Here is a 17907-nt window from a genome sequence, read left to right on the forward strand (position 1 = left end):
CCAGATTAGGTTTCTACTTTTTTAGTTGGAGTAAAATTGGGAGGGGTATTTAAAATCGAAACAACAACCAGGTACGAAAATAAAAGCTGCTATAAAGAATAGAGTAAATGTAATACTTGAGATAATAAGACGTCTACTCTATTCATCTAACTCATTTTTACAGCTTTCTAGCTTTATTGAAAAGTTAACAGGAAATTATAAAGATAATGTTAATTTAATGTAATTTCCTTCATTCTATGGAATATGGTCCTAAATCGAAGGATCAAGGATAAGGCATCCTATTTTAATTAGGGATTTAGTTGCATTTAAGATATGTTTACTAGCTAAAACGGAATCTAGTAAAAAGTAAGAGAGTAAGATGGTCCTAAGGATTTTGTTTAGGAACGACAAAATGACCTATATTAATTATTAATATATTTTTAAAATTGTAAAGATAATGTGAATAGTGTCAATAAAGAAACAAATTTAGGGAAAATACCTTTTCAATGAGAGAAACGGCTTTGTGTATATGATAGAATGCTATTTTGTTTTAATTACTAGTGAGTTACAAAAGTTTGAAAACTATTCATTTTTAATAAAAGAATGATAGGTAGAATGCAGTGCTAGTAACGCTTACGTCCAGTATATTTTAATAGTATTTACCAAGAAATTAGCTAAAGTCATGCTAGTTTGAAAGTAAATTACAAGTAAATATTGTTTACTTAAAATTAACACAAAATGGATCATCCTAAGTTATTTGAAGAAAATAGAAGGAAATTAGAGAAAACGGTCCTTCTGGAAGAATAATTGTCAATTTTTAAGGTTTTCCATGTGATGTGGAAATTTCTATAATGCAGTTGTGGTGTTCTTTGTTGAGAACGTTTAATTCTTTTAAGAGAATTTTTGTCATCAATAGTTTTCTAGATAAAGTGAGAAATCCCTCACTGTTTTCTAGATAAACTAAAGAAATACATATGGAATTAATCAGAGCTGATCGAGTCCTAAGAAAAAGTATTCACAAAAAGATTATGAGGAGGAAAAGAAAATGAGTATTAAGAAACAATTAGGTTTAGGAGTAGCAACAGCTGTGTTAGGGATTGGTTTAATTGGTGGAGGAACGTTTGCCTATTTTAGTGATAAAGCAGAAGCTAGTAGCACTTTTGCTGCAGGGACATTAGATCTTGCAGTAAATCCAGAAGTTATTATTGATGTTGACGACTTAAGTCCAGGAAGCTGGATGATTCGTGCATTTGATTTAGAAAACAATGGATCGTTTGACATAACTAAAGTCCTTTTATCAACAAGCTATCAAGTAGAGGATGCAATGGGAGACAATACAGATGATTTTGGAAAACATATTCGAGTGAACTTTCTTGAAAACAATGATAAGAGTGAAAATGAACCAAATGATATCATTTACTCAACAACATTACATGAATTACAACAGATCACACCAGATGCTGTTGAGAAAAATGTTATTGGATATAACAATGAGATTAGTGGATTACCAGCAGGTACAAAAGATACAATGTATGTCGAATTTGAATTTGTTGATAACGGAGAAGACCAAAACCAATTTCAAGGTGACAAGTTAAAACTTAATTGGTCGTTTGAAGCTAGATAACTATTTTTCCAATAATGAAGAGAGAATAGTGCTTCTCTCTTCTACTATTTTATGAGAAAAATTCTAGAAAACTAGTTTTTCATCATAAGATTAAACTGGTGAAAATCTTATGTATGGAGGAAATAAAATGAGCATTAAGAGAAATCTAGTAATGAGTTTTGCAACAGCGGCTCTGGGCTTGAGTTTAATAGCTGGAGGTACTGTCGCGTATTTTAATGATACAGAGTCAGCAACTAATACGTTTACAACAGGATTATTGGAGCTAGGTATCAATAAAGATGTCATTGTGAAAATTGATGATTTAGTACCAGGTGATACAATGCATGGTAACTTTGTGCTTACCAATGACGGAACAGTCGATATGAAAGAAATTATTCTACATTCTTCATATGAAGTAGTTGATAATGGCAAGTCCAATCATGGTGATGACTTAGGCGATCATATAATTCTAGAATATATATATAACGTATATGATAGGGAAAGAGTTGTCTTTAAGAAATCGTTATCTGAGTTAAGAGATAACCCTCAACAAATAATGGAGAAGTTCCCAGCAGGTGGTAAAGAGGGGAAATTTGCCGTTCAATTCAAATTTATCGATAATGGTGAAGATCAAAATCACTTCCAAACCGATGAATTAACACTTAATTGGAAATTTGAAGCTGTTCAAAGAGATGGAGATCAAGCTCTTCAATAATGTTGAAAGCCAATAGTAAAGCATTAAACGAAGGAGCTGGTCTTCTCCTTCCAACTCTATTTATCTATTCATAAACACATAAAGGATATTATGAATTTATGAATAGATAAATGTTGAAATGAAGAAAGGGTGGAGATCGTTTTGAAGAATAGCCACATGAATAAATATAACTCATCAACTATTTACTATTTCATTATTAATAGTTTGTTTATTTGCTATGTACTAATATTAACTGTTAGTCTTTTTACTACGAATACAGTCGCTTATTATAGCAATCATACGTTGACGAACGGAAGTATGACTATTGGCACTTGGAGTAATGAAGAAAGTGAACGGCAAGGAACAGATAATGAAACGACAGAATTAAATAAAGAAATTGTCAATGTTAATGAAGAAATTAAGTCTGAGCAGAAAGTAAAACCTTTACAAACAAATGAATCCATGAAAGAAACTAGACTAGTTGAGGAAAAAGAAACAGAACCAAAAATACAAACAGAGAACACCAATAAAACGGATAATAAAAAGGGAGGGGAATGAAGTTGAAAAAACGTAGTCTCTTAAAGTTGTTGAATACAATGGTCACAAGTATACTTGTTGTTTTATTAGTGAGTGTAGCTGGAATCGTCATTTCAACAAAACTTACTAATGGTCAACCAGAGTTGTTTGGTTATCAATTGAAGACAGTTTTATCTGGATCAATGGAACCGGGGATTACAACAGGATCAATTATTGCTGTTAAAACAGTTGATAAGAAAGAACAAGTCAACTTTAAGAAGGGTGACGTTATTACTTTTAAAGAAGATAATAGATTAGTTACTCACCGAATTTCAGAGGTTAAAAAAACAAGCAGCAGTGTTCTTTATGTCACAAAGGGAGATAATAATGATACGGTAGATTCAACCCCTGTTTTAGCAGAAAATGTACAAGCAGTGTACAAAGGATTTACTATTCCGCAGCTGGGTTATTTCATTAATTTCTCACAATCTCCTAATGGAAGTATCTTATTCATGATCTTACCTGGAATCCTGATATTAGGATACTCTTTATTTACTATTTGGAGAACGTTGAGACAGTTAGAAGATAAATATAAAAATAATACGCTACCTCGCTAATTATTCTCTGAATAGGAATGTTGATACCAAAGGAGACAATTTTTGTGAAGTAAAAATTTACTAAAGGATAAAAGAGTTCAAGTATGGACATTTAGGTCAAAATCCTTATAATTAGTACATAGAGATAGACTAATAAGATAAAAGAACTATAAAAATGCTAGTATATTCCTATTATGATAAAATAATCCATATCTTTAAGAAAAATGGCAAACCTATCGAAAGGTGGGGACGCAAAGCCACAGGCCTAAAACAGACAATGTTATGGCAGCTGGGTTACCGAATAAGATGGCTTGTGATGATAAGTCCACCTTTTTGGGTGGGCTTTTTTGATAGGATATTTTAAGGTTTTGTATGTTTTTATAAATGGAGAGTGACAAAATGAGGATCGTTGTTAAAAACACCATAGTAATTAGCTTATTAATTACAATATCCATGATTAGTATATCGGCATTTGGCTATATGAAAGCAAAAGAGATTCTTTATGATCGTTTTCAAGCTCAAGCTTATGATCAGCTTAATTCTGTCAAAGCAAATATCGACATTTGGATACAAGGTAAGCAAGAAACAATGAAGTATATGGCTGAGAGTGATGTATTAAAAGCAAGTGATGGAGAAAAGGCAGATGCTCTTGGTGCTAGAATTGCAAGTGCGATGGATAACCCAGATGCTTTCGCCTTTATGGATGCAGAAGGCTTCCTATATTTAAATGGAGCTAAAATTCCTGTTAGTGAATATGAACATTATATAGGGGGTATGGAAGGACAAACAAGAACATATAATCCAGTTCCTTCACAATCTCCAAGCTTAGAAGGAGCTCCGATTGTGTTGTCTTCATCACCAATCTATAATGAGAGCGGAGAAATTGTTGGTGTAGCATCTGGTGGTCATCAGATCGAAAGCTTAATCAATATTATCTCTAATGTCACAATAGGTGAAAGTGGTTTTGTAACGGTTTTTACAAGTGATGGAACGATTGTAGCAGGAAAAAATAAGGAAGATATTAAAAGTATCGCAGACTATAAAAACAGTGATTTAGATAAATTAGTTGAAAATAGTATGAATGGCAAAACAGGTGTTGTCGAAACAGATTTTAACGGTGATAATAGTTTAATTTATTTCAGTAAAGCAGAGGAAATGGATTGGGGTATCATGATATCGGTTCCTACTAGTGAAGCCTTCGCAGATGCAAATTCATTATTAAGCTATTTTTCTATTATTACATTAGTTTTCATTATATTAGGTGCTATCATAAATTATGGTATTAATAAAAGATCTTTAAAGCCTATTAAAGAAGTATCAGATAAAATAGAACAGCTGGCAACAACTGAAGGAGATTTAACGCAAAGATTAACGATTAAGAGTAATGATGAAGTTGGGCATTTATCAAAAAGCTTTAATTCTCTTTTAGATAGTTTACAAGATTTAATCGGTGGAATTCTTCACAAAGGTGAAGCTGTGACAGAAAACACGGCCGTATTGACAGAGCATGCAGAGGAAATGGTTCAATTATCTGGTGTTGTGACAACAAATGTTCACAACTCTGCGGAACTGTCGACTGAGCAAGAAAAAGGAAACAATAAAAATTTAGATTCAATAAATGAAATTACTCACGGAGTATCTGAAATTAAAGATCATTCTCTAATGGTATCTGAAAAAACAAAAACAGCTTACAAAGAAGTTGGGTTAGCAAATGAAGAGGTTATATCGTTGTTAAGGCAAATGTCTAACATACAGCATTCTGTTCGAAATTCAAGCGAGATTGTAAGAAAACTAGGAAGTCGCTCTTCGGAAATTGGCAATATTGTAAATATGATTAGAAATATTACAGAACAAACCAATTTACTTGCATTAAATGCTTCGATTGAGGCAGCTAGAGCAGGTGAGCATGGAAAAGGTTTTGCCGTTGTTGCGAATGAAGTTAGAAAGCTAGCGGAGGAATCAGCACAATCGGCTAAACAAATTTCTGAACTTGTTAATGAGATCCAAAAAGATACTTCAAGTGCAGTAGTAGAAATAGAATCTGTCACAAATCAGTTTGGAACTGGTATGGAGAAATTAGAGGTTGTTAATGGTAGCTTGCAGGATGTATATCATTCATCTAAAGAATCAACAGATGAAGTTGATAAGATCTTTATCGAAATTGAACAGCTGCTTTCCAAGGTAGAAGATGTAGAATCAGTGATAAAGGATAATTCACACAAATCAACCGAATCTACTAAATACATTCGTGAGGTTGCTTCTTCTTCTGAAGAACAGCTATCTTCCATTCAAGATATAACAACCTTAATTGAGGAAACAGCACTACTAGCTGGAGAATTGAGTGGGTTGTTAAAGAGATTTAAACTGTAAAAATATAAAAAAATGTTGAGCAGGATTCCTCAAATAAGAGGTTCCTGCTTTTATTCTATTTATTCTTTTATATACTCTTTAGCAAAAGAAATAAGATCTTTTTTTCCTAGGGTAGCATAAAAGACTAAGTGAATAACTTGTTTTTCTGGTGTCAGATACTCCACATGAAGCTTTCGATAGCCTTTTATGCTACTTTCACCGATAGAAACAAATCCAACAGCTTGATCTGATAAAGAAACTGGATCATAGCCAAAGTAATGACTTTCAATATCATTTGTTGATTCACCTTTGGCTATTGCTGTTTTAATCGTATTATGAAACTGTGCTACATACACTGAGTGCCTTCCTGTTTCAAAAACATCCCAATAAATGAAAGTTGCCGGATAATAGCCTTCGGGAGGATTGTCAGTTGTGACACCAAGTGACTTTTTAAGAGGAAGTACCTCTTTATTTGGTCTAAGAATCTGGAAATCCGCAACAGAATTGGCTTCTTTAAGATCATATGTTTGTTTTCCTTGGTCGATTGATTGCTGCAATATTTCAATAGGTGTGAGTACGTTCTCTCTTACTATTCCTGTTTCATGAGCTTGGTATTTCATTTTATTCCATTGAAATAGATCAGACATTGTAGCTGTTGTAATTCCTCCTGCAAAGAAGAGAACCATTACTGCAGATGCAAGTGCAAACTGTCCTTTGGTCCAATTTCGACGTCTTTTAGGAGCTACACTTTTAAAAATACGTTCTTCAACATGTGGAGAGGGACTGCTATGTAAGGTAGCAAATTTAATCGCATTATGTAATTCTTTTTCTGTATTTTTCATAACCATCATTCTCCTCGCTATTAGTATCGTTTTCTATAAGTACTCTTAATTTTTTCAGTCCTAAAGAGATGCGAGATTTTACTGTGCCTATTGGGATTTTTAGAATTGCTGCTATTTGTTCCTGGGTTAAATCCTGATAATATTTTAAAACTAAAACGGCTTTTAATTTATGAGGTAATTTTTCTACAAAATACAAAATATCTACTGATTGTTCTCCGAGTTCAATTTGGCTATTTGAACGGCCTATATGATAGCTCTCTTCCTTATCATCCTTAAATAAACGCAGCCACTTTTGTTTTCTTAATAGGTTGTTTGCAGTATTAACAACAATACGGTACATCCAAGTTTCAAAAGAATACTCTTCTTTGTATAAGTGATGCTTAGAAAACATCCGAATAAAAGCTTCTTGGGTAATATCATCAGCTAAACTGCGATTATTTGTATAAATCAATGCAATATCATAAACCTTCTTTTTATAAAGATTAAAGATTTCATGAAAGGCCTCCTGATTTCCTTCTCTAAACCTTTTATTCAAATTTTCCATTTCACTCACCTCCTATTAGTAATACACACTGAGCATATCATTTCGTTCATTTTTATTTGGTGCCTGTCACTCCCCGATATTTGTCGAATGTTTTCGACAAATATCGGGCGGTGACAGGCACTAAAAAAGCACGCAACTCCCGATATATATCAAGAGATTGCGTGCTTATTTTATTCTATATCTATATGAGAAAATCTTTTATTTCAGATCAAAACGATCAGCGTTCATTACTTTAACCCATGCATTAATGAAGTCACGAACAAATTTTCCTTTGTTATCGTCTTGTGCGTAAACTTCTGAAACCGCGCGTAGTACTGAGTTTGAACCGAATACTAGGTCAACTCTAGTTGCTGTACGAACTACTTCACCTGTTTTGCGGTCACGTCCTTCGTATACAACTCCGTCTACTGGCTTCCATTCTACTCCGATATCAAGTAAGTTAACAAAGAAGTCATTAGTAAGTGTACCTACACGATCAGTGAATACTCCGTGGTCAGTACCGTTATGGTTTGTACCTAGTACACGCATACCACCAATAAGTGCAGTCATTTCTGGTGCAGTAAGGTTTAGAAGTTGAGCTTTATCTACAAGAAGCTCCTCTGGACTAACACTGTATTGTTTCTTTTGGTAGTTACGGAAACCGTCAGCGATAGGCTCTAAGAATTCAAAGTTTTCTACATCTGTTTGTTCTTGTGTTGCATCTCCACGACCTGGAGCGAAAGGAACTGAAACATCAAAGCCAGCATCTTTTGCAGCTTTTTCTACTGCAGCAGTACCACCAAGTACAATTAAGTCAGCCAAGCTTACTTTCTTCTCAAGGTGACTTTGGATTTCTTCTAGTGCAGAAAGTACTTTTGCAAGCTGTTCAGGCTGGTTCGCTTCCCAATCTTTTTGTGGAGCAAGACGAATACGAGCACCATTTGCTCCTCCGCGATTATCTGATCCACGGAAAGTACTTGCTGAAGCCCAAGCAGTTGTTACTAGCTCACTAATTGTAAGACCTGAGTCTAAAATTAATACTTTAATTTTAGCTACTTCTTCTTCTGTTAATTCATAATCAACAGTTGGAACAGGATCTTGCCAAATTAGTTCTTCAGTTGGAACTTCTGGTCCTAAATATCTTGAAACAGGTCCCATGTCACGGTGAAGAAGTTTGAACCATGCACGTGCAAATGCATCTGCAAATTCTTCTGGATTTTCATGGAAACGACGAGAAATCTTTTCATATGCTGGATCCATACGTAGAGCCATATCTGCAGTAGTCATCATTGTTGGAACACGAACTGATGAATCTTCTGCATCTGGAGCAAGATGTTTTTCGTCAGGATTTATTGCTGCCCATTGGTGTGCGCCTGCAGGACTTTTTGTAAGTTCCCACTCATATCCAAATAGTAAATCAAAGAATCCATTATCCCACTGAGTTGGGTTAGCAGTCCAAGCACCTTCAACACCACTAGTAATTGTGTCGCGGCCTTTACCACTTCCATGTTCGCTTATCCAGCCTAAGCCTTGTGCTTCAATAGGGGCAGCTTCTGGCTCTCTTCCAACAAGAGCAGCGTCACCAGCACCGTGTGCTTTACCGAAAGTATGACCACCTGCGATTAATGCAACTGTTTCTTCATCATTCATTCCCATTCTTCCGAATGTATCGCGAATATCACGTCCACTTGCAATTGGATCTGGATTGCCGTTTGGTCCTTCTGGGTTAACGTAGATAAGACCCATTTGAACAGCAGCTAACGGATTTTCAAGCTCACGATCGCCTGTGTAACGGTTATCACCTAACATTTCAGTTTCAGAACCCCAGTAGATATCTTCCTCTGGATGCCAAATGTCAGCGCGTCCTCCACCAAAACCAAATGTTTTTCCACCCATTGATTCAATTGCAACATTTCCTGTTAAAAGAATTAAATCTGCCCAAGAAATTTTGTTACCATATTTCTGTTTGATCGGCCATAGTAAACGACGTGCTTTATCGATGTTCGCATTATCAGCCCAGCTGTTTAATGGAGCAAAACGCTGACTTCCAGTACCACCGCCTCCACGTCCGTCACCTGTACGATATGTTCCTGCAGAGTGCCATGCCATACGGATAAAGAAACCGCCATAATGACCATAATCAGCAGGCCACCATTCTTGGCTATCTGTCATTAAAGCATGAAGATCTTTCTTAAGTGCATCATAATCTAGCTTTTTAAATTCTTCTGCATAATTAAATTCTTCTCCCATAGGATTAGATTTTTTGTCATGCTGATGAAGAATATTTAAGTTCAATTGGTTTGGCCACCAATCTTTATTCGTTGTACCACTAACTTTTGGGCTAGTCGTGCTGCCATGATTAAATGGGCAAGTGCCGCCTGAATTCGAAGTGTTATACGATTCCATATTTATTAACTCCCCTTTTAGTAAATTAAGTATTAAATAATTACGTCTATAAAACAATAATTATTATTATGTAGTTATTATATTAAACTATTGGAGAAAATGAAAGCTTTAATATTCATTTGGTAATATTTTTTTAGATAAATGATCATTTTGTTTTAAAACTATCAAAATAGACCTCTAGTATTTATTGATAAAATCAGATTTTACTAGATGTGAGAGATTCAAAGAAACTCAATGAATTTAACAGGAATGGACTAATTATATATATGCAATACTTATCATAATAGAAGTTTTATCTTTAACTATTTAATGAATAGTAAGCATAGTAATTGAGAATGGGGATTATAAGAAGAGAATTTAAATTGAGGAAGGGGTTTATCGTAAAAAAACAATTTTGTAGTGTGTTTTTTTGTAAAAGGTAAGAGGAAGTCAAACTCTTGTTTATCATTTAGAAGCTTGATGATGAGAGAAAAGTTATATCAAATTTTTTTTACTTAAAATTAAGGTTATTTACTTATTATAAATAGCGTTATTAAAATTAATAATTTTCTTTTAAATTTTCTCATTCATTAAAATTTTTTTTGCTATTTTCTTAAATTATAGGCTGATTCTTCCCTTTGTTCATCGGTAGGATGTAAGCCCAATGAAGACCAAAAGAGGAGGAGTTGCAGCTATTAAAGGTATTCACTACCAAGATGTTACACCTTAACAAACATTTAATAATTCCATATGATACATAATCACTCATAATCATGTAAACTTAAGAATAAAGTACATTTGTGTACATATTAAATAGTAGGAGGCTACATTATCAAACAGCAGAATTATCAAAATCATAGAAAGATAGATCCGGTTTTTCACGTAGGTATTGCACTTTTTTCACTTGTTATCTTTATTTTAGCGATTACATATTTTTTTCAACATGTATCTAGCCAAGGGTTTTTAAGTACAATCGTTTTACTAATGGCTATTATTATCGTTTTGATGGCTGTAAAACTTAGAGGATATGCTCTTTTGTTACAAGATCGAGTGATTCGAAATGAAGAGAACTTTAGGTATTATCGTTTAACAGGGCAGTTTTTAGATACTCAGCTTTCTTTAAAGCAGTTAATTGCTCTTCGATTTGCAGACGATAATGAGTATCCGAGTTTAGTTGAAAAGACAATATCTGAGAATCTCGCTCCAGATGAAATTAAAAAAGCCGTTCAAAATTGGCGAGCAGATCACCATCGCGTATAATAAAGTTGAAACCTAACAGCTCTTTATCAGGGCTGTTTCTTTTTTGAGCATTTTTCTATATTTTGATAGTGAGTTCGCTACCATTTAGGGGGAGGTTTGTTTATGCAAAATGAAACAATGGTTGATGTACAAGGGCTTGTGAAAAGCTATGGCTCCCATACTGCAGTCAAGGGTGTTCAATTTCAAGTGAAAAAGGGAGAAATATTTGGCTTACTTGGACCAAATGGTGCAGGGAAAACGACCACAATCGAAATGCTTGTTGGTCTTCGGAAACCAGATGAAGGAACAGCAACACTTGCAGGCTTTGATGTTAAAAAAGAGGTAAATAAAGTGAAGGAAGTTATAGGTGTTCAGCTTCAGTCGACTTCATTGTTTGAATTATTAAAGGTAGAAGAAATTTTGCATTTATATGCAAGCTTTTATCCAAGAAATATTAACATAGACACTTTAATAGAAGATATGCTTTTAACTGAAAAGCGCAAAGATAGAATCAAGGGGCTTTCAGGTGGGCAAAAGCAACGATTGGCAATTGCTTTAGCACTTATCCATGATCCTGAGATTGTTTTTCTGGATGAACCAACAACAGGACTTGATCCACAAGCTAGAAGAACGTTGTGGGATATTGTGCTTCGGTTAAAGGAACAAGGCAAAACCATTCTACTTTCCACACATTACATGGATGAAGCACATGTTTTATGTGATCGTATCGGTATTATGGACCAAGGTGAGCTCATTGCTCTTGATACTCCAACGAATTTAGTGAAAAAACTACATTCTACTAGTACAATCGAATTTCATTTGAATAATCCTCCTGAACAAGAGTGGTTTATGAAGATGGAGGCTGTAGAAAAAGTATCCATAAAAGATACCTTTGTACAGCTTTACACAGATAATCTTCAAGAAGCTTTAACATCACTTATACAATTATCTACAGAACATAATTTGAAAATAGAAGACCTCCAAACTCGTTTAGCAACACTTGAGGATGTGTTTATCACGATGACAGGAAGGAGTATAAGAGAATCATGAGAGCATATTGGCAGTTAACTTTAGCGCAATTACGGATTTTCGCTCGTAATAAACAAGTTTTATTTTTCACATTACTTTTCCCGATTATTTTAATGCTTGCACTTGGTTCATTTATTGGTGGGGGAAATTCCATAGATTTAACAATAGGATTAGTTAATGATGACGAAACCGATGCATCTAAGAAGTTAGAGAAGTTATTTTATGAAAACGAAGGAATTGAAATCATTGATTATGAAAAACAAGGTATCGGTAAAGAAGCGATTGAAAATGGCGAAATCCAGCTTCTGATTGAAATTCCTAAAGGTTATGAAGAAAACCTTCAGAAAGCCGATCAACCATTTTCACTTCCTGTTTATTATAATGAAAAAAACCTAACAACCTCAGAGCTTGGTTTAACCGTTGTAAATGGAATTATAGATCAATATAGTAAAGATCTTGTTGATTATCAGCCTTTAGTGGCAGTTGAAAAGATTGGAATTGAAGCATTAAACATACGATATGTTGATTTTCTTGTACCTGGTATTGTGGCAATGATGATTATGAGTAACAATATGAACGGAGTTGCAGGACAAATTTCTGCATGGCGTGAACGAGGAATTTTGCGAAGAATGCAGGGAACACGATTAAAAGCATCAACCTTCATAGCTGCTCAAATAACGGCTAGGTTATTTCTTAATGGCACACAAGCATTGTTAGTTGTATTAATTGCGAACCTTATTTTTAAAATCGATGTTGTAGGCTCATGGCTTGCGTTAATCTTTTTTATTGTGCTTGGCACTCTTGCGTTTATGTCACTAGGCTTTATTATAGCTGGAATAGCCAAAAATCCCGAAAGTGCGGGACCGATCGCTGGCTTTGTTACGTTTCCAATGCTATTTCTCGGAGGAGTCTTTTTCCCGATAAGCAACATGCCAGATTTTATACAGCCTATTGTGAAGGTCTTACCGATTGCGCATTTAAGCTCAGCACTAAGAGAGACGATGAATATTGGCACACCTTTTCTAGAGCTGGGTACAGAAACTCTCATTCTAGGTGCCTGGTTAGTCGGAGGCTTTGCATTGGCTAGCTATGTGTTTAAGTGGGAATAGTTAATTTAAAGAAGGGCTTTGCTTTCTAAAAGTAAAGCCTAATAGTAATAAAAAACAGCAGGTGATAACATGAGACATCATTATTTAGGAAATACATTATATTTTGAAATAAAGTATAAAAATCGGACATCCATTGGCATTTATCTAAAAAACGGCATGATTGAAGTTCAGGCTCCTAGACATACACCAGATGAAAAAGTTATTCAGGTTTTAGAAGAGAAGTGGGATGTTATCCAACAAAAGCTTGGTGAGCTAAATGAGCAAGTGCAAGGACCAAAGGATAAGGTCTATGACCATGGTGAAAATTTCCTTTATTTAGGTAAAGAATATCCTATTATAGTTTCCCAGAATTCAATAATGAATCAAGACAATGTTGTGTTTGATGGTGAAGTTTTACATATTTTTGTGAAGCAACTTGAAGATGAAAAAATAAGACAAGCGCTAAAACGATTTTATTATAAACAATGTAAAGCTTTAGTTGAGAAAAGAATTATTTCTAATCAAAGCTATTTCAAGCAAAAGCCACGATCGGTCCGAATTACTGATAGCAAAACAACATGGGGAACATGTGATTCAAATCAGCAGTTAACGTTCAATTGGAGATTAGCAATGGCACCTATGAAGGTCATTGATTATGTGGTTGTTCATGAAATGTGTCACATGGTTCACCTCAATCATGATCGCTCTTTTTGGCGACTTGTTGGAAAAATAATGCCTGATTATGAAGACCAAGAAAACTGGCTAGCTTATTCGAATTGGAAGATGACGATCTAGTGTTTTGTGTCAATATCTTTTCGTAGAACATCTAAACTATACAATAGGATAAAATTCCTATTATAATATATCTTGAAATCAAAATATCTTAATATAGGAGTTTTTTATGATCACCACTACAAGAAGTAATGTAAGCACTCAGGTTTTAGATGAAACAGCTGTACTATCTGCATTAGAAACAAATCTAGCCATGATCGAATTTAATATTGATAGAAAAGTAATATGGGTGAATGATCATTTTGCAAAAACTATGGGATATAATGCGAATGAAATGATCAATATCCATCATCGAGAATTTTGTACAACAGAATTAAGCAACAGTAAAGAGTACGAAGAGTTATGGGCAAACCTTGAAAAAGGAAATAAATTTCAAGAAAAGATTCAAAGAGTGGGAAAAGCAGGTAATTTACTGTGGCTTGAAGCTACATATATACCTGTACTGGATGCTGAAGGTAAGGTAGAGGCAGTCCTGAAAATTGCTACAGATATAACAGAACGTGAAAACAACACAATCAAAATTATTTCTCAATTAAAGGAAATGCCTGCTGAGCTAGTAAAGATCGTTGTAGAAAATTCTAATGAAAAAATTCAAGCAATAGAATCGCTGAAAAACCAAACTAAATTAATAGAAGAAGTATCTAAAATCATTCGCAATATTTCATCGCAAACAAATATGCTAGCATTAAACGCAGCAATCGAAGCAGCGCGTGTTGGGGAACAAGGACGAGGATTCAAGGTTGTTGCAGATGAAGTACGAAGATTGGCCGGCAATGTAAATGATGCTATAGAAAATGTTAATACAAATGTTGATAATATTACGAAAGAAGTTGAAAAAGTTAATAACATAACAAATGACTTACAAAAGGTAGTAGCAGAGACACAAACTGAATTTAAAAGAACGATTGAGGAATTTGAAAATCATACTAAGTGAAGAAAACATTTGTGATATAAGTTAAGAGATTTATAAGTAAGATCGAAATTCTTGCGCATTTTCTGCAAGTCATTGTATTTGGAGCTTATCAAGTGAAGGTTGTTAAAGATGCTCAGGGTAGATTTAAATAGAGATCCTTTTAAACTATGAATGAAGTAAAAATATAGATAATAAATCCTGACAAATACCAAAGGATAGATTGTTAACTGGATGAGGGAAATCTCATAAAAACAGGAAGTTTGCTATCAACTCAAATGGCGACCTTCCTGTTTTTGTTATGTTTATTGATGTACGTGGAACAATTTGTGAAACAAGAAAAACCGGGTGGTGACAGGCACTAAACAAACCTCTGATTACTCCGATATAAACAAGAGATTTTCATGTTGCTTTGTTGAGTAGAAGCATTGAAGTTTCGAGTTCATTTATTGGGAGGATTTTATGTTTAAACAGCTTAGATGGCAAAACACAAAAATAGGCGGGAAGTATTTTTATGTATTTTTAGTTGTGGCAGTTACGTTTCTATTATCAATTGCCATAACGTATTGGTTATTGAATCAAACAAGCAATACGATGAAAAATACACTAGTAAAAAGTGAAATTGCATTACAAAGCTCTGAATTGGTCTCACTTTATTATGAAAAATACAATCAAATACCAGAGTATATTTTACTTTCTGATGATGAACACCTTAATAAGTATTTAGAAGGTAGCTTGAAGTTTGTAGCTATTGCAAAGGAATTAAAACCACAGCTATCTAAAGAACAATTAGAAATTTTTAATCAAATCATTGAAAATAATAATAAGCTTGATGAATACTTTTTCAGCACAATAGTACCTAATGTAAAACAAATTAATACAAATGAGTTTGATCAGCTTCAAAAAGAAGCGTATGCATTAAAAATGAACACAAATGAATTAGGAAATAAATTGAAAAATCTTGCAACAGAATCGAATAGAGAGTCATTAACTGATGCGCAGAATAACATTGAGAGAACGATTATCCTATTGGTTAGCTCTGGGATTATCTCTTTACTTATCTCATTTGCGCTGTTCATTTTCATAACTAAAAAAATAGAAGCGGGCCTTAAAAAGGTCGTGGATACAAGTGAAGAAATAGCAAAAGGACATTTGGATTTCACACCACTCGAAATCTCTGGTGAAGATGAAATTGGACAGCTTTCACAATCAATAAATAACATGGGGAATCGTCTACGTGAAATGATTTTGGAAGTGTCTCATATAGCTTCTGATGTTGATCATCAAAGTACAACCTTTGCTCAAACCTCGATGGAGCTGCAGCAAGGAAGCTCTCAAGTTGCTACCACAATAGAAGAGCTAGCAACAGGAGTCGGATCTCAAGCAAATGATATTTCGGATATTTCAGAGAATATGAGAGAGTTTAGTGAGCGTTTAGTAGAGGTAAATCAGGATGGACAAACACTTGTTACATTTTCAGAAGATGTGTTACAGGTTTCGGTAAATGGTGATGCACAAATGAAGCAATCTCTTCAGCAAATGAATGTAATTCAATCTGTTGTTGAAAATTCTGTTGAAAAAATTAAGAATCTAGAATTAAAGTCACAGTCGATTACAGAAGTTGTTACTGTGATTAAATCAATTGCAGAACAAACTAATTTACTTGCTTTAAATGCCTCAATTGAAGCTGCAAGAGCAGGAGAGAGTGGTAAAGGCTTTGCAGTAGTCGCTTCTGAGGTTAAAAAGTTAGCTAATGAAGTTTCACATTCTGTAGAAAATATATCAACTATTGTAACAAGCATCAAACAAGAAACTGCCATTATTTCGCAAGAATTAGATACAGGCTTTAAACAGGTAAATGAAGGTACAGAACAAATTCAATTAACCGGTCAATATTTTTCAGAAATTAAAGAGAAAGTAACAGACATGACACACAGAGTGAAAAATATTTCTACTATATTTACGCAATTTGAAAAATCAAGTCAGGATATTAATAATTCTGTAGAAAATATCGCATCTATTTCAGAGCAATCTGCTGCTGGATCACAGGAAATATCTGCTGCAGTGCATGAGCAAAGCCAGTCGATTGAAAATATCAACACTAGCGCAAATACCTTGTCAGAAATGGTTGAGCGTATGAATCAATTGATTAGCAGATTTAAGGTATAAAGGAGAGTGAATGATATGGCTAGGAAAATAATTTTTGCTTTACTTGTATTGGTCGTTACAGTATTTGCATCAGCATGCAGCAACACATCTACAGAAATAGTTGCAAAACAAGATAAAGTCAAATTAACAGAAGATGAAAAAATACCGTATATCGGGTTTGTTTTAGATACTTTATCTGACGAACGTTGGTATAAAGATAAAGCTTTATTTGAAGAACAAGTAAAATCATTAGGTGGCAAAGTAAAGACACTTGCAGCAAATGGATTAAATGATGTGCAGTATAAGCAAGCCCAGCTTTTAATTGATGAAGGAGTCGATGTACTAGTAGTTGTGCCTCAAAACGCAGAAGAAGCTAGTAAAATAGTAGAACTAGCTCACGAGCACAATGTAAAAGTTATATCTTATGATCGCCTTATCACAAAAGCAGATGTAGATTACTATATTTCTTTTGACAATGAAAAAGTCGGTGCGCTACAAGCACAGGAAATTGTGAAAACCGTTTCTAAAGGGAATTTTGCTTATATTGGTGGTGCTGAAACAGACAATAATGCAATCCTATTTCGAAAAGGAGCTATGTCTGTGCTACAGCCTTTAATCGATAAAGGTGACATTAAATTGGTTTATGATAAATACACTGACGATTGGAATCCAGATATTGCACAAAGTAATATGCAGGATGCACTGAAAAGTTCTAGTAACAGAATAAATGCTGTTGTTGCAGCAAATGATGGAACTGCTGGTGGTGTTATATCTGCACTATCTTCTGCTGGTTTAGCTGGCAAAGTACCTGTATCAGGACAAGATGCAGAACTAAACGGAGTAAAAAGAATAGTTGCAGGAACACAAACAATGACTGTTTACAAATCGATTAATCTTATTGCACAACAAGCAGCAGAAATGGCCGTTAAAGTTGCAAAAGGTGAAGAAATCGAAACATCAACAACGGTGGATAACAATCAAATCAGCGTACCATCTATTTTGTTAGAACCGATTCCTGTAACTAAAGAAAATATTGAAGATACAATTATTAAAGATGGGTATTTAACGAAAGAGGAAATTTATACCGAGTAGTTTGGCAGCTAAAACTAGATTTCTATTTAGTTTTCACTTCCTCGGATTCGTAAAAACTATAATAATAGCAGAAGGTGTGTCCTGATAATTGGGGCTCACCTTCTCTTTGTGTAATTTCAGAC

At 34.3% G+C, this 17907-nt stretch carries 15 protein-coding genes and 1 riboswitch; of the genes, 12 read left to right on the forward strand and 3 right to left on the reverse strand.

From position 1 onward, the window contains the following. Positions 1-1024: 1024 nt before the first annotated feature. The 5 genes from JOC75_RS13935 to JOC75_RS13955 all read left to right on the forward strand — a co-directional run bounded on the left by JOC75_RS13935 (position 1025) and on the right by JOC75_RS13955 (position 5758). Positions 1025-1603: a TasA family protein gene (locus JOC75_RS13935; protein WP_204954652.1), complete on the forward strand. Its 579-nt coding sequence runs from the start codon at positions 1025-1027 to the stop codon at positions 1601-1603. Positions 1604-1730: 127 nt separating this feature from the next. Further along, on the forward strand, positions 1731-2297 hold the full coding sequence (locus tag JOC75_RS13940) for a TasA family protein (RefSeq protein WP_204954653.1): 567 nt from the start codon (positions 1731-1733) through the stop codon (positions 2295-2297). A gap of 141 nt (positions 2298-2438) precedes the next feature. Continuing rightward, on the forward strand, positions 2439-2834 hold the full coding sequence (locus JOC75_RS13945) for a hypothetical protein (protein ID WP_204954654.1): 396 nt from the start codon (positions 2439-2441) through the stop codon (positions 2832-2834). Further along, a complete protein-coding gene (sipW, locus tag JOC75_RS13950; RefSeq protein ID WP_204954655.1) occupies positions 2831-3409 on the forward strand; it encodes a signal peptidase I SipW in 579 nt (192 codons plus the stop codon). The genes JOC75_RS13945 and sipW overlap by 4 nt, the downstream gene beginning before the upstream one ends. Before the next feature lie 195 nt (positions 3410-3604). After that, a riboswitch (cyclic di-GMP riboswitch) is annotated at positions 3605-3690 on the forward strand. A 97-nt stretch (positions 3691-3787) separates the two neighbouring features. After that, the gene (locus tag JOC75_RS13955) at positions 3788-5758 is read left to right on the forward strand and encodes a methyl-accepting chemotaxis protein (RefSeq protein WP_204954656.1); all 1971 of its coding nucleotides are present in this window, start codon (positions 3788-3790) and stop codon (positions 5756-5758) included. Between the two features lie 59 nt (positions 5759-5817). Here JOC75_RS13955 and JOC75_RS13960 read toward each other — a convergent pair whose 3' ends face one another. The 3 genes from JOC75_RS13960 to katG form a co-directional block, all read right to left on the reverse strand. Beyond that, entirely contained in the window at positions 5818-6579 is a 762-nt protein-coding gene (locus tag JOC75_RS13960) for a hypothetical protein (protein WP_204954657.1), read from the reverse strand. After that, positions 6551-7123, reverse strand: coding sequence for an RNA polymerase sigma factor (locus tag JOC75_RS13965; RefSeq protein WP_204954658.1), 573 nt, complete (start codon positions 7121-7123; stop codon positions 6551-6553). Before JOC75_RS13965 ends, JOC75_RS13960 begins: the two co-directional genes overlap by 29 nt. A gap of 198 nt (positions 7124-7321) precedes the next feature. Further along, complete coding sequence (katG, locus tag JOC75_RS13970; protein ID WP_204954659.1) at positions 7322-9508, reverse strand: catalase/peroxidase HPI; 2187 nt, start codon at positions 9506-9508, stop codon at positions 7322-7324. An 810-nt stretch (positions 9509-10318) separates the two neighbouring features. Here katG and JOC75_RS13975 point away from each other — a divergent pair. The 7 genes from JOC75_RS13975 (at position 10319) to JOC75_RS14005 (ending at position 17785) form a co-directional block, all read left to right on the forward strand. After that, complete coding sequence (locus JOC75_RS13975; RefSeq protein ID WP_338036592.1) at positions 10319-10747, forward strand: DUF6526 family protein; 429 nt, start codon at positions 10319-10321, stop codon at positions 10745-10747. A 102-nt stretch (positions 10748-10849) separates the two neighbouring features. Beyond that, complete coding sequence (locus tag JOC75_RS13980; RefSeq protein ID WP_204954660.1) at positions 10850-11776, forward strand: ABC transporter ATP-binding protein; 927 nt, start codon at positions 10850-10852, stop codon at positions 11774-11776. Next, on the forward strand, positions 11773-12864 hold the full coding sequence (locus tag JOC75_RS13985; RefSeq protein ID WP_204954661.1) for an ABC transporter permease: 1092 nt from the start codon (positions 11773-11775) through the stop codon (positions 12862-12864). The genes JOC75_RS13980 and JOC75_RS13985 overlap by 4 nt, the downstream gene beginning before the upstream one ends. Before the next feature lie 69 nt (positions 12865-12933). After that, complete coding sequence (locus tag JOC75_RS13990; RefSeq protein ID WP_204954662.1) at positions 12934-13638, forward strand: M48 family metallopeptidase; 705 nt, start codon at positions 12934-12936, stop codon at positions 13636-13638. Positions 13639-13744: 106 nt separating this feature from the next. Continuing rightward, on the forward strand, positions 13745-14569 hold the full coding sequence (locus JOC75_RS13995) for a methyl-accepting chemotaxis protein (protein WP_204954663.1): 825 nt from the start codon (positions 13745-13747) through the stop codon (positions 14567-14569). Between the two features lie 438 nt (positions 14570-15007). Then, positions 15008-16714, forward strand: a complete 1707-nt coding sequence (locus JOC75_RS14000) for a methyl-accepting chemotaxis protein (protein ID WP_204954664.1) — start codon at positions 15008-15010, stop codon at positions 16712-16714. A gap of 15 nt (positions 16715-16729) precedes the next feature. Beyond that, positions 16730-17785: a sugar ABC transporter substrate-binding protein gene (locus JOC75_RS14005; protein WP_204954665.1), complete on the forward strand. Its 1056-nt coding sequence runs from the start codon at positions 16730-16732 to the stop codon at positions 17783-17785. Positions 17786-17907: the final 122 nt, after the last annotated feature.

Origin of the sequence: Metabacillus crassostreae (genome assembly GCF_016908395.1) — a bacterium.
GTDB lineage: Bacteria > Bacillota > Bacilli > Bacillales > Bacillaceae > Metabacillus > Metabacillus crassostreae.